This window comes from Flavobacterium lacus (genome assembly GCF_003268815.1).
Classification (GTDB): domain Bacteria; phylum Bacteroidota; class Bacteroidia; order Flavobacteriales; family Flavobacteriaceae; genus Flavobacterium; species Flavobacterium lacus.
The window spans coordinates 81,377-93,092 of record NZ_QLSV01000007.1; the positions used below are offsets into that span (position 1 = coordinate 81,377).

12 protein-coding genes and 1 tRNA gene are annotated in these 11,716 nt (G+C 33.0%); 7 read left to right on the forward strand and 6 right to left on the reverse strand.

The annotated features are described in order from the left end of the window. Window positions 1-49 precede the first annotated feature (49 nt). Window positions 50-2,467 (reverse strand): DUF5916 domain-containing protein, encoded by a 2,418-nt coding sequence (locus B0I10_RS08515; protein WP_112086085.1) that lies wholly within the window; start codon window positions 2,465-2,467, stop codon window positions 50-52. Window positions 2,468-2,728: 261 nt separating this feature from the next. Between B0I10_RS08515 and B0I10_RS08520 the strand changes: the two genes are divergently transcribed. After that, window positions 2,729-3,436 carry a murein L,D-transpeptidase catalytic domain family protein gene (locus tag B0I10_RS08520; RefSeq protein WP_112086086.1) on the forward strand — a complete coding sequence of 236 codons (708 nt, stop codon included), beginning with the start codon at window positions 2,729-2,731 and terminating at the stop codon, window positions 3,434-3,436. On the opposite strand, the gene B0I10_RS08525 is transcribed toward B0I10_RS08520, so the two are convergent. Next, the gene (locus B0I10_RS08525) at window positions 3,425-5,002 is read right to left on the reverse strand and encodes a L,D-transpeptidase family protein (RefSeq protein WP_112086087.1); all 1,578 of its coding nucleotides are present in this window, start codon (window positions 5,000-5,002) and stop codon (window positions 3,425-3,427) included. The genes B0I10_RS08520 and B0I10_RS08525 overlap by 12 nt on opposite strands. Before the next feature lie 5 nt (window positions 5,003-5,007). Then, window positions 5,008-5,457 (reverse strand): GNAT family N-acetyltransferase, encoded by a 450-nt coding sequence (locus B0I10_RS08530; protein WP_112086088.1) that lies wholly within the window; start codon window positions 5,455-5,457, stop codon window positions 5,008-5,010. A gap of 143 nt (window positions 5,458-5,600) precedes the next feature. Here B0I10_RS08530 and B0I10_RS08535 point away from each other — a divergent pair. After that, window positions 5,601-5,673, forward strand: a tRNA-Gly gene (locus tag B0I10_RS08535). 50 nt (window positions 5,674-5,723) lie between these two features. Here the strand turns inward: B0I10_RS08535 and B0I10_RS08540 are convergent. The 3 genes from B0I10_RS08540 to pepE all read right to left on the reverse strand — a co-directional run bounded on the left by B0I10_RS08540 (window position 5,724) and on the right by pepE (window position 8,018). After that, window positions 5,724-5,936, reverse strand: a complete 213-nt coding sequence (locus B0I10_RS08540; protein ID WP_112086089.1) for a hypothetical protein — start codon at window positions 5,934-5,936, stop codon at window positions 5,724-5,726. 232 nt (window positions 5,937-6,168) lie between these two features. Beyond that, complete coding sequence (locus tag B0I10_RS08545; protein WP_146740327.1) at window positions 6,169-6,984, reverse strand: hypothetical protein; 816 nt, start codon at window positions 6,982-6,984, stop codon at window positions 6,169-6,171. Window positions 6,985-7,310: 326 nt separating this feature from the next. Then, window positions 7,311-8,018 carry a dipeptidase PepE gene (gene pepE, locus B0I10_RS08550; protein ID WP_112086091.1) on the reverse strand — a complete coding sequence of 236 codons (708 nt, stop codon included), beginning with the start codon at window positions 8,016-8,018 and terminating at the stop codon, window positions 7,311-7,313. 200 nt (window positions 8,019-8,218) lie between these two features. On the opposite strand from pepE, the gene B0I10_RS08555 reads away from it, so the two are divergent. The 5 genes from B0I10_RS08555 to B0I10_RS08575 are packed head-to-tail and all read left to right on the forward strand — an operon-like array spanning window position 8,219 to window position 11,715. Next, window positions 8,219-8,968 (forward strand): carboxypeptidase-like regulatory domain-containing protein, encoded by a 750-nt coding sequence (locus tag B0I10_RS08555; RefSeq protein WP_112086092.1) that lies wholly within the window; start codon window positions 8,219-8,221, stop codon window positions 8,966-8,968. Next, window positions 8,961-9,713: a peptidase associated/transthyretin-like domain-containing protein gene (locus B0I10_RS08560; protein WP_112086093.1), complete on the forward strand. Its 753-nt coding sequence runs from the start codon at window positions 8,961-8,963 to the stop codon at window positions 9,711-9,713. The genes B0I10_RS08555 and B0I10_RS08560 overlap by 8 nt, the downstream gene beginning before the upstream one ends. After that, window positions 9,706-10,419 carry a hypothetical protein gene (locus tag B0I10_RS08565; protein WP_112086094.1) on the forward strand — a complete coding sequence of 238 codons (714 nt, stop codon included), beginning with the start codon at window positions 9,706-9,708 and terminating at the stop codon, window positions 10,417-10,419. The genes B0I10_RS08560 and B0I10_RS08565 overlap by 8 nt, the downstream gene beginning before the upstream one ends. Next, a complete protein-coding gene (locus tag B0I10_RS08570) occupies window positions 10,409-11,206 on the forward strand; it encodes a carboxypeptidase-like regulatory domain-containing protein (RefSeq protein WP_112086095.1) in 798 nt (265 codons plus the stop codon). The genes B0I10_RS08565 and B0I10_RS08570 overlap by 11 nt, the downstream gene beginning before the upstream one ends. A gap of 5 nt (window positions 11,207-11,211) precedes the next feature. After that, window positions 11,212-11,715: a DUF6702 family protein gene (locus B0I10_RS08575; RefSeq protein ID WP_112086096.1), complete on the forward strand. Its 504-nt coding sequence runs from the start codon at window positions 11,212-11,214 to the stop codon at window positions 11,713-11,715. Window position 11,716: the final 1 nt, after the last annotated feature.

Here is an 11,716-nt window from a genome sequence, read left to right on the forward strand (position 1 = left end):
AAAAAATTTTAAGCAAAGATAATGAAACATGACTTTCTGAAAGAATGATTTAGACTTTTTTAAACCAGTTTTTAGCTTTGTTATAATCGATGAAATAGCGAAGACTTACAGAAAAGATATGATTTAAATTATCCTGAAATACATTATTAAAATTTGAGCTGTAGCTTTTGTCAATTTCGTTGGAAAAATTCTGAGCATTATTGCGATAGAGTGCGGTAATTTGGCTTCCCGGAGCAAACCACCACGAATAAGACAAATCAAAATTCCACAAATTAAAATTGGCATCTTTATTTATTGAATAATTGTTGTTTGGTGTAAAAGTTCCATCTTCTAACAAGGTATGAAATTCAATATTTTCTGCAAACGACCAATAATGTCTCGTAGTTAAATTCAACGTCATTTTATTATTAATGGCATATTTTCCGGTAATGGAATTGGTTAATGTTGTACGGTTTCTTTCTGCCAAAATAATATCGTTCTCAGAAAAATCTACCCAACCGATATCGCTGTTTTGAAGGTTATAATTAGTAGAGTAAATCAAGGTTAATTTATCATTAAATCGGTATCTCGGACTAACAAATAGACCATAATTCATCCGGTTTTCTTGATTAAAAATTCTAACAGAGGGCTCAATGTCTAAGGCAAATTTTCGATTATAATTGGATGAAAAGAAGATAAATGCGTTTCCACTTTCCGGCAAAGCCAAGGGCCTGCCAACAACTCTGGACTCATAAAAATTGTAAGTTACAAACGGACTTACCAAAAAACCATATCCGATGTAGTCATTTTTTTTTGTATTGGAGTTTACATTTAAATTAATCCAATGATCTTGAGCTTTTCCGGTACTATTTTCACGCTCTAGATAGTAATTGGTATTCAAATTGAAAGAATTGTATCGCTTGGTTGGATTTAAAATTCGATAATTAAAATTAGCCGTGAAGTTGTGATAATTGGTAATGAAGTTGATTCCTAAATCATTAATATCAAATTCTTTAGAAACATATTGAGACGCAACAGAATAACGGAATTTGCCAAACGTTTTGCCAAAATTAATAAAAGTAGAATAACCATTTCCTTTTACATCATCATAAATGCTGCTCATTTTTAGATCGCCGGAAAAATTATATTTGTTTCCTTTTGAATTAATGTCATACACAATTCCGGTAACGTTAGCATCTCTAAAATCGCCACCAACTCGAGTTACATTGGTATTGATAAATGAAACAGATGAATTTTGGTTGAACCGTTGATCAAAAACCAGTATGTTGTAATTGGTCAGAGGTTCTACCATTTGCTCTCGAATTTCATTTGTGTTTGTATTTCTAATTCGAGCATACGTTTTTTCGGTAATGGCGTTTAAAAAACCAATACCTAAGCCATCGGAAGTGCGTCCTGAAACTTTTAACGCGTTGAGAAGATTCACCGTGTTGGGATTGCTTTCAACGATCTCGTTTTCATTGATTGATGCGGAAGTTGACGGTGGTCCTCCAATTCTCCGAGAGTAAACTAAATTCCCTTTGGAGAACAAGTCGGTGCCTTCGGTAAAAAAAGGCCTATTTTCGTTAAATTGCTGTTCAAACGGCCCTAAATTTAATTCTACATTATCAAAGGCCGCTTGACCAAAGTCTGGAACCAAAATTGCATCCAAGGTGAATGAATCATTGATGCCATATTTAATGTCCATTCCGGCTTTAAAAGTGCTTTCTGTACTCAATTGGTTAGATTCTACATAACCGGATGTATACGGAATTAAGAATAATCGGGTAGGGGTTTTAATGTTTTCAATTCCCTCTAAAATTCCGGCTTGATTGATTACAGAACCAACGGCACGATCGATTTTACTCCAGGTAACTTTTTGCCTAAAACGACGAATTTCCCTCAAAAAATTTATGCCCCATGTTTGAACATTTTCTTTTGAAAACCGAAGTGCGGCATACGGAATTTCCATTTCAACCACCCAACCAAAATCGGTAATTGTAACTTCGCTGTTCCATATAGCATCCCACGAAAAGTCCTCTCCGTTTTCAGTTGCCAAACAATCCATTTGAACACCGGAAGCCGATACAAAAAAGCGAAAATCTTGTTGACCATCGTTAAATCCGTTTATAAAAACTCCGAAATGGTCAGCAGTTCCAAAACGATCCCTTAAGGTAATTTCTTTTTCAATTTTGGAGGGTTCATTGTCATATAAAATGGCTCCAATATAAATGGCATTATCATCATAAATAATTTTAACTTCTGACCTTCTTTCAGCAGACTCCGGAACACCGTTTTCCGGTTCAAACAGGATAAAATTATTTGCAATTGGGGCTTTTATCCAAACGGCCTCATCCAGTTTACCATCGATGGAAACAGCATCGTTGATTCGTATTGCGGTTGTTTTTTTTTGACTGAATGCCTGAAAGGTTCCGGCTATAAGTAAAATAAAAAGTAATACTAAGGTAAAATGATGCTTCTTTGAATTCATGTTTCAAAATTAAGTATTGGATTTTTAGTTACAATTACTTTATCATTTCCTTAAGAAATAATTTATAAAGACGTTAAAGTTTAGTTATGTTACACTTTTGCGATACGAATTGTAGTTTTTTTCCGTTTTCTGCTGAGTTTTCTGTTTTGAAAGTGAGTTAATTTCCAAAAAAGTTGATATTTAGTTTAAAATAATTTGGTTTTAAACTTTTAATTTATATTTTTGACGTCCCAAGTCTAATTTTTAACCTGTAGATTACCAATGAATTACAAGATCTTATCGGTTTTGTTGTTTGGATTATTTTCATTCACAACGCCAACAAATAATACCACAGACCCTGCCACCGTCGCATCCAATACCAAAGTAACTTTTGAATCTAAAGTTATTTCTTTATACAATAATCTAGATGCTAAAAACTTTAAACTTCCACAATTGGAAAGTTTTACCAAAGCGTTGGAAGGTTTTTACCAGTTAAAGCAAAAAGGGTTAATTCAAAACGATATTTTAACGTTGGTTGATTTTAGTTTGTCTGCCAATTCCAAAAGAATGTGGGTAATTGACATGAACACCAACACGGTTTTGTATCATTCCTTAGTGGCTCACGGAAGAAATTCAGGGGAAGAATTCGCCACTGCATTTTCGAATAAATCAGAATCGTATCAAAGTAGTTTAGGTTTTTACCTTACAGGAGAAACGTACCAAGGTAAGCATGGTCTCTCGCTTCGTTTGGATGGTTTGGAAAGAGGAATTAATGACAAAGCTCGCGATAGAGCTGTTGTGATTCACGGAGCAGATTATGTTTCGGAACAATTCATCAAACAAAACAAACGGTTAGGCAGAAGCCAAGGCTGTCCTGCTTTGCCGGTGGAACTAAACCAAGAAATCATCAAAACAATAAAAGACAAATCCTGTTTGTTTATTTATCATCCGTCAAGAAGTTATAAAGTGGCTTCGAAATTAATTTCGTAGTTTTTTATATAATTCGGCATCCAAACCGTAAATATCATCTCTAAAAATAAGTAAATTTTTATCGCTCCAGGCTGTCCAATATAAAAGATGGAGGTAAATGGGTTTGGTAAAGTTTACATTTTTGGTTTTGGATTCAGCCAACACTTCATCAATCTTTTCTTTGTTCCAATTTTCGGGATCGTCAAGAAGGTATTCTGTTAATTCAAACGGATTTTGCACCCGGACACAACCTGAACTCAACGAGCGGTTTTCGCGTTCAAAATAGCCTCTCGTATTTGTATCATGCAGATAAACGGAAAATCGATTCGGAAACATGATTTTTACCAGTCCTAATGAATTTGAACTTCCAGGAGACTGCACATACCGGTAGGATCTTCCTTTCGACGGAATCCAGTCAGACGGACTCACAATAGTACTTCCACTATAAATTGTAATATTTTTCGAGGCAAAGTAACCTCTGTTTTTGGTAGCAGCCGGTATCACATCTTCTTTTAAAATGGTGGGCGGAACGGTCCAAGTCGGATTAAAAACCACATAACTTAGTTTAGAAGACAAAATAGGCGTGGTTCTACTGGCTTTTCCAACAATTACTCGGTGCGACCTCACGGTATCTTTGTCTTTTATAACGGTTAATGAATAATCTGGAATATTGATAATGAGGTATTCTTTTTCAAAATTTCGAGGATACCATCGCCAACGTTCCATATTGGCAATAATTTGTTCTTTTCTTTTTTGTTTGGTAAAATTCAGCGACGCAATTGTTCCCTTTCCAATTACGCCATCGGGAGCCAAACCGTGTCTGCTTTGAAAGTTTTTGATGGCATTAAACGTCGTTTCATCATAAATGTTGGTCAACGAATCTGGTTTTTTCATGTCATACCAGTACGCAAGTCGTTTTTTCACCTCAATCAACACATCGTTGGTGTCGTTCAAAACAATTTTATCTTTAAGTTCTAGTTTTTTAAAATTTTCATCCGGGAATTGGTTGATTATTTTCAAACTATTTTTTAGTTTGTGGTAAACAATATGATGAGGTTTTACTTCATTTACCGCATAATCAAACGAATCTTTTCGTTGAAAATTCAAAAGCAATTCTTGAACGTCGATTTTGTTTTCTTTTAAATCCCAATCTTTGTATAATTCTTTCGGATTTAAAGAACCTTTGGCCGTTTTTTCTATATATTTTTTTAAATTTTTCGTAAGTATTAAATCATATTCAACCAGTTCTTTATCGGATAATAGTGAGATGGATTTTTCAAATTTACCGATTTTTTTCAAATCAAAATCTTTAGGATTCAAGCCTTCTTCTTCCAAAGTTGTAAGAACCGTGAGCAGGGATTCTCGGCAATTGAATGCCAACCAAAACGTTTTGTTTCCATTTGCTCGATAGAACGCTTTTAAAATCGAATCATTTGTTTTTGAAAGATAAGTAGAATCAATTGCCAACACTTTTCCCTCCGTTGTCACGTCAACTATTGGAATATTTTGACTACAGGATTTGGGCGTTTTTTTCTTATCACAAGAAATCAGTAGGAGTACAAAAAAAAGTAAGTAAAAATGCTTCATAGCAACTAAGAAATCGGATTCGTTTTTTTATACATTACAAAATGAGTGCCAATATCGCCAATTTCAAAAGGTTTTCCGTGAATGGAATAGCCTGCTTTTTCGTAAAACGGAATGGCTATTTCGCGAGCATTAAACCACAGTAAGTTACACTTGTATTTTTTTGCAATTTCTTCAGCTTCGTGGAGCAATTTTTCGCCGTAACCTCTTTTTTGATGGTGTTTTAAGACGGCCATTCCCCGAATTTGAAACTGTTTTTTTTCTTCAAAAGCTTCGTTTTTGTTTTTAAATAGCGAAACAACGCCAATTAAAGCACAATTAATATACAAGCCAAGGTGAATGGTTGATTGCAAATTGTCTCCTTCAAAGTGGCAACTTTCCATTGGTTTTCCTTCCCGAAGAACGGGATGTCGCACGGAATAGGTTTCCAAAGCTGTTATTTCTTTTAAAGTAAGCATAATTTCTATCGTCAAACTTCGAAAACTAAAGATATAACTTTTTCAGAATAAATTGGTTATAAATTCTGTTAGCTTTTTGATAATTTTTTTAAAAAAAAAGTTGCAACAAAGAAAACAATTTGTCTATATTTGCACTCACATTTGCGGAAGTAGCTCAGTTGGTAGAGCTCCAGCCTTCCAAGCTGGTTGTCGCGAGTTCGAGCCTCGTCTTCCGCTCTGCTAAAAACCTCAAACGAAAGTTTGGGGTTTTTTTGTTTTAAATAATCTTAAGTAATATACTTAAATCCTACCCCATGAATAAAAATTACTGCTAAAAAAAGAATCGTTAAATTTTTGAAAGAATTGTTTCTTTGCTTTTGATAATTTGTAATTAAGTCTTCAAAGTTTTCCAAATTATTGACATTTTCAATCTTTTTTAATTCTTTATCCGATAGCCAAATAGAGTTTATTAATTCTTTTAAAAATAGGTTGAAAGCCATAAATGCATTACTTTTTGGTAATTTATTAAATTCTTTTTCAAAAAGTTGCCAAAAAGGTTTTTCTTTTTTTTCTTAACGAAGTTTGAAGAGAAAGTATGAGTAATTGCGGAAAGAAATAATCCGTAGGTAAAGATGAAGAAAAGGAAGCTTGAAATCAACGTATTAATCATATTATTAAATGTATTTTCTTGTTATTTGAAAATAAATGATAAACAAGTTGAAAAACAGTAATTTAGATTAAATTTTTTATAATTGTTTCCAATCTTTTAATTTCTTCCAAAGTTGCCAATCTTTCATTTTTGACAAAAAGATTGTTATCCATAAATTCAATTTCTATTCTTTCTTGATTTTCAAATTTTTCTAAAATTTTTATAATTTTAATAACGTTGTTTGATTTTCTGATTGTAAAAGATTCATAATTTTTTAGTTGTAACTCATCGTCTTTTTTTATCAAGTCTAAAAATTTTTCTATATTCAATTTTTCTCTTAAATAGTAGTGACCCATGTCAAAATCAAATTTTAACCAAAACAAAACTTGAGGTTCAGTATAATTATTACTAAAATATATTGGAGTTTTATCATTAATTTCAACAGCTGGTAATAAAATTAGTCCATCAGTGTATTCTAAATTAAAGCAATCACTATAGCTCCAATTATCATATTTTGATAAAATTTTAGTGTCTTCAAGAACTTGTATCTGTTTGTCAGTTAGTTTGTGTTTTTTATACTCAATACTTTCTTTAAGGTAATTTTTACATATCTCAAACTTTTTTTCTTCTTCCGTTAATAGTTTTTCAATCTCATTTTTCGGTACTATTTTGAACTCATTATCATGAGCAATCCAATGACCTGATTGAGCTTGTGCTAATGTTAATTTTGCACCCGTTTCGGGATCAATTATAAACTCATCTTTTAAGCTTTCTTCTAATTTTCTTTGATATTCTTTTTCAGTTTCTGAAGGCATGAAAAATAGTTTAACATACTTACTAACAAAGTATAATGCTATTAATGCTATAACTAGATAAAAAATGATTTCTCCAAATTTCATTGTTTTTAATTTAGAATGATAGTTATGATTTCATTTTTCGAATATACTTAAATCGATTTAAAAATAACTTGTATTTGAGTAATATTTTCAAGCTCTAACTCTCTTTTAGCACAATTTGACGTGAGGGATAGCAGCGGAAAGCCCACAGAGAGGAGGCACGACGAACGAGGACTTGCAGCGAATAGCCCGACCCGCAGTTTACGGAGGGGCACGCCCAAAAAATGATTATTGGATTTTTAAACTTTCAGATTACTAGATTTTTGAAGTTGCTTTTTAAAATTGTAATTGATCTTTGCTATTGCTATTGATTTTTGCCATTGTCATTTCTATTGAAACTTCCCCATCTCACTCCCACTTTCCACCTCAATCGCTTCCTGATTTTGCCGAAATAACCGTGCGGATAATGCTCCTTTTAAAACAATTTGGTCGCCTTTTACATCGAGCCAACTTCCTTCTCGCAAACCAATAACAGGTTGTGTATTGAATTGATGAAATTCTTTAATGCGAGTTTCGCGGGTTTCGCCCATGTGTTTCGAGTGCAAATCGGCATCCAAGTAGTGCGGATTCAAATTAAAAGGAATCGCTCCCAACGTTTCAAAACTCGGTGGATAAATAATCGGCATGTCGTTGGTGGTTTGCATCGTGAGTCCGCAAATGTTGCTTCCGGCACTGGTGCCCAAATATGGTGTGCCATTTTCGATAACTTTTTTGAGTATTTGCATTTGGTTGTTTTGGTGCAATTGCTTGACCAACAAAAAGGTGTTGCCACCTCCCGTAAAAATGCCTTCTGCTTTTTCAATGGCTCCGGTTGCGTTGGAAAATTCGTGTAAACCGTTGACTTTAATATTCAATAAAGTAAAAAACGATTTTACTTTCAGCGTATAATCATCATGCGAAATTCCACCGGGTCGGGCATACGGCACAAATAAAATGGTTTTGCAGTGAGCAAAATGAAGTTGTAATTCGGGTAACAAATACTCGAGGTAATTGCCATCATGAAGAGTGGAAGTGCTGGCGATAAGTAAGTTTTTCATGATTTCTGTTTTTACAAAAATACGGATCGTGCCGATTGGATTTTCATCAGATTAACAAAAAATTACAAACTTGTTGGGAAATTCTTGGCAAGGCTTTGCAATACTTTTACTTGATGCTTTGTTGAATAATAAAAATTTTGTTTCAACTTTGTTTTTAAATTGTAAAGAATTGATAGAAAATTATAAAATTAGTTTGCTCGATGAGCAAAAGTAAAATTGTCATAATCGTTTTTTTGTTTTGGGGTCCAATGCTATTTTCACAAACAACAATCAAAGGAAAAGTTGTGGTGAAAGAGCAATCGGCAGAAGGAATTCATGTGCTTAATTTGGTTTCGGAAGAAGCAACTATAACCAATGAAAAAGGGGAGTTTTCCATTGCGGTAAATGAAGATGATTTACTCGTTTTTTCTGCTGTTCATTTAGATTATTGGCGAAAGAGTATTTCAGCGAAAGACATTCAAAATGGCTACATTGAAATCGAAATCACACCAAAAGATATAAAATTAAAAGAAGTTGTTGTGACCGAATATACCAAAATCAACGCTCAAGATTTGGGAATTATTGATTATAAACCAAAAAGCTATACACCGGTAGAGCGAAAATTAAGACCGGCACAACTCAAAACAATTGATTTAATTAACTTTAATTCCTTGTTAATACCTTTAGATCCGCTGTTGTATTGGGCAACCGGAAGAACCAAATTACTTAAAGGTGAATTGGAAATTGAAAAAAAGGAATTACGGATTAAAAAATTGAACGACTGGTTTGATTATGAGTTTTATATCAATCAACTAAGCATTCCGGGAGAATATGTTGAAGGATTCAAATTTTTTATTATCTATGATGAGGAATTGACGGATTACATAAATTCAAACAGCAAAGTGCTCGGAAATTTTAGAATTACTCAATTAGCAGATGAATTTTTAACCTATTTGAAAGCAGATGAGTAGAACTTTAATTTTCTTGTTATTTTCATTCTTTACAATAACTTTTGTTTTTGGTCAAAAGCAAATTCATGGCGTTGTAAAAATTGAAAACGCTTCCGCAGAAGGTATTCATGTACTTAATTTGGTTACCGAAAAAGCAACTATAACTAATGAAAAAGGCGAGTTTTTATTGGAAGTAAAAGAAGATGATCTACTTGTTTTTTCTGCCGTTCATTTGAATTATTGGCGAAAAAGCATTTCGGAAAACGACATCAAAAATGCCTTTATTGAAGTTATAATGACCACAAAAGAGCAAAAATTGGAGGAAGTAGTAGTAACCGAATATACCAAAATCAATGCTAAAGAGTTGGGAATTATTGATTATGAACCTAAAAAATATACACCCGCCGAGCGAAGATTGCGAACCGCAGAAAAATTTAAATGGTATAGTCCGCTTCTAATTCCGTTAGGCGGAATGAGTGTTGATGGGCTAATTAATCAAATTAGTGGGCGAACCAATCAATTAAAAAAAGAAGTTGAAATTGAAAAAAAGGAATTATGGTTAAAAGAGTTGAACGATTGGCATGAAAATGAATTCTACGTCAATCAACTAAGCATTCCGGAGGAAAATATAAATGGTTTCAAAGTTTTTGTAGTTTATGACGACGAATTTATAAATTACCTCAATTCTAATGATACAATCAACGGAAGCTTGTGCCTTTCAAAATTAGCAAAAGAATTTTTAACGTATCTTAACAGCGATGAATAGATTTTTTTTGTACCTTAAAATTGCAATTTTAACCACGCTTTGTAGCTATGGTCAAAAAACGATTTATGGCGTTGTAAAAGTTGAAAACGCTTCCGCAGAAGGCATTCATGTTACCAATTTGGTTTCAGAAAAAGCAACGATTACAAATCAAAATGGAGAATTTTGGTTGGAAGTAAAGGAAGATGATTTGCTTGTTTTTTCTGCTGTTCATTTGAATTATTGGCGAAAAAGTATTTCTTCAACCGATATTAAAAACGAAAAAATTGAAATTTTAATGTCCGCTAAAGTCAGTGAATTAGACGAAGTGGTAGTGACAGAATATACTAAAATCAATGCCCAAGATTTAGGGATTATTAATTATAAACCGGTTTCCTATACGCCGGCGGAAAGAAGATTAAGAACTGCTACAACCGGACTTTTAGATCCATTGTTAAATTGGATGTCGGGGAGAACAAAGCAATTAAAAAAAGACATTGGCATTGAAAAAAAGGAATTTATGCTCCTATGGTTAGATGATAATTTTGAAGAATCAGTTTTTACGGATACATTTAAAATGCCCAAAGAATATGTAAATGGCTTCAAGTTTTATGTGGTAGAAGATGTTGATTTAGCACAAGCGATACAGGTCAAAAATAAATCACGTGTCACCTTTTTGTTAGGCGAATTAGCACAAGACTTTTTAAACTTTTTAAATAATGAAAAATAGACTACTACTTTTAATGACCTTGCTTTTGGCTCAATTTTCTTTTGCACAACTCGGCTCAAGAGAAATTATCAAAGGACAAATTATTTCTGAATTAACCGGCATCGATAATGTTACGGTTTTTAATATTTCTTCTAATAAAGGAGCTGTTACTGATGATTTAGGTTTTTTTACCATGTATGCTCGACCATCGGACACCTTAGTTTTTTCGAGTGTGATTTTTAAATCGAAGAAACTGGTTCTAACCGAAAATGATTTTAAAGTCATCGTGTTAAAAATAAAATTGGAGGAGTTCATCAACGAGTTGGATGAAGTTGTTGTAACGCCTTCAACACTTACGGGCGATTTAGAAAAAGATGCGAAAAACATTAAAGTCACAGACAAGCAAAGTGCCTTTAACAGTGGCGAGATTTCGGATATGCAATTGGAAAAAGATTTTCAATCAACCCAGTTCAACACTGCCATGCCAAGCGATTTGTCTATTCCCTACGGGATGGACTTTGTTAAAATAGGGAAAATGGTGGGTAAACTTTTCGGAAAAGAAAAAAGCAAAGACCAACCCCTTGTTTTTACTTCGAATAAAAATTTTCAAGAAGCGGTGAAAGATAAATTTACCTATCATTTTTTTACCGAAACATTGGGTTTAAAGCAAGAAGAAATTGGTTTGTTTTTGAATTATTGCGATTCAGATCCTAATGTAAGAAAGTTATTAGCAACCAATAAAGAAATTGATTTAATTGATTTTTTAATCAGTAAAAGCAAAGAATACAAAAATTTACGAAAGGAGTAATTAGCATGAAAAATAGGTTTTTTATTATTTTTTTGATAATCATTTCGCTTGCCATTTCGTCTTTTGAAATGCATAAATTTTATGTTTCTGTCACACAAATTAATTTTGCTCAAGACAAAAAAACCATTCAAATCACTAGCCGAATTTTTATTGATGATTTGAATAACGCTTTAGAAAAAAAGTACAAAAAGAAATTCTATATCGGTTCAACCAAAGAAACAGAAGAAGAAATTCAACTGTTGAAGAATTATTTCAGCGAAAATTTTTCAATAAAAGTCAATAGTAAAACAAAACCAACCGTTTTTTTAGACAAAGAAATCGAAGACGATGTGATTATTTTATATCATGTGATTCGAGACGTTTCCAAAATCAATTCACTCGAAATCAAAAATACTTTACTTTTCGATTTTCTTCCCGAACAACAACACATCATTCACACTCAAATTTCCGGTAAAAAGTTAAGTGCTTTGCTCACTTTTGAAAATCGTACAGAGTTGTTAAATTATTGAT

Excerpts from the sequence above, each read along its gene's own strand:
- B0I10_RS08530 (WP_112086088.1), bottom strand. The coding sequence starts at position 5,457 with ATGCTTACTTTAAAAGAAATAACAGCTTTGGAAACCTATTCCGTGCGA.
- B0I10_RS08525 (WP_112086087.1), bottom strand. The coding sequence starts at position 5,002 with ATGAAGCATTTTTACTTACTTTTTTTTGTACTCCTACTGATTTCTTGT.
- B0I10_RS08560 (WP_112086093.1), top strand. The coding sequence starts at position 8,961 with ATGAGTAGAACTTTAATTTTCTTGTTATTTTCATTCTTTACAATAACT.
- B0I10_RS08565 (WP_112086094.1), top strand. The coding sequence starts at position 9,706 with ATGAATAGATTTTTTTTGTACCTTAAAATTGCAATTTTAACCACGCTT.
- B0I10_RS08540 (WP_112086089.1), bottom strand. The coding sequence starts at position 5,936 with ATGGCTTTCAACCTATTTTTAAAAGAATTAATAAACTCTATTTGGCTA.
- B0I10_RS08515 (WP_112086085.1), bottom strand. The coding sequence starts at position 2,467 with ATGAATTCAAAGAAGCATCATTTTACCTTAGTATTACTTTTTATTTTA.
- B0I10_RS08545 (WP_146740327.1), bottom strand. The coding sequence starts at position 6,984 with ATGAAATTTGGAGAAATCATTTTTTATCTAGTTATAGCATTAATAGCA.
- pepE (WP_112086091.1), bottom strand. The coding sequence starts at position 8,018 with ATGAAAAACTTACTTATCGCCAGCACTTCCACTCTTCATGATGGCAAT.
- B0I10_RS08575 (WP_112086096.1), top strand. The coding sequence starts at position 11,212 with ATGAAAAATAGGTTTTTTATTATTTTTTTGATAATCATTTCGCTTGCC.
- B0I10_RS08570 (WP_112086095.1), top strand. The coding sequence starts at position 10,409 with ATGAAAAATAGACTACTACTTTTAATGACCTTGCTTTTGGCTCAATTT.
- B0I10_RS08520 (WP_112086086.1), top strand. The coding sequence starts at position 2,729 with ATGAATTACAAGATCTTATCGGTTTTGTTGTTTGGATTATTTTCATTC.
- B0I10_RS08555 (WP_112086092.1), top strand. The coding sequence starts at position 8,219 with ATGAGCAAAAGTAAAATTGTCATAATCGTTTTTTTGTTTTGGGGTCCA.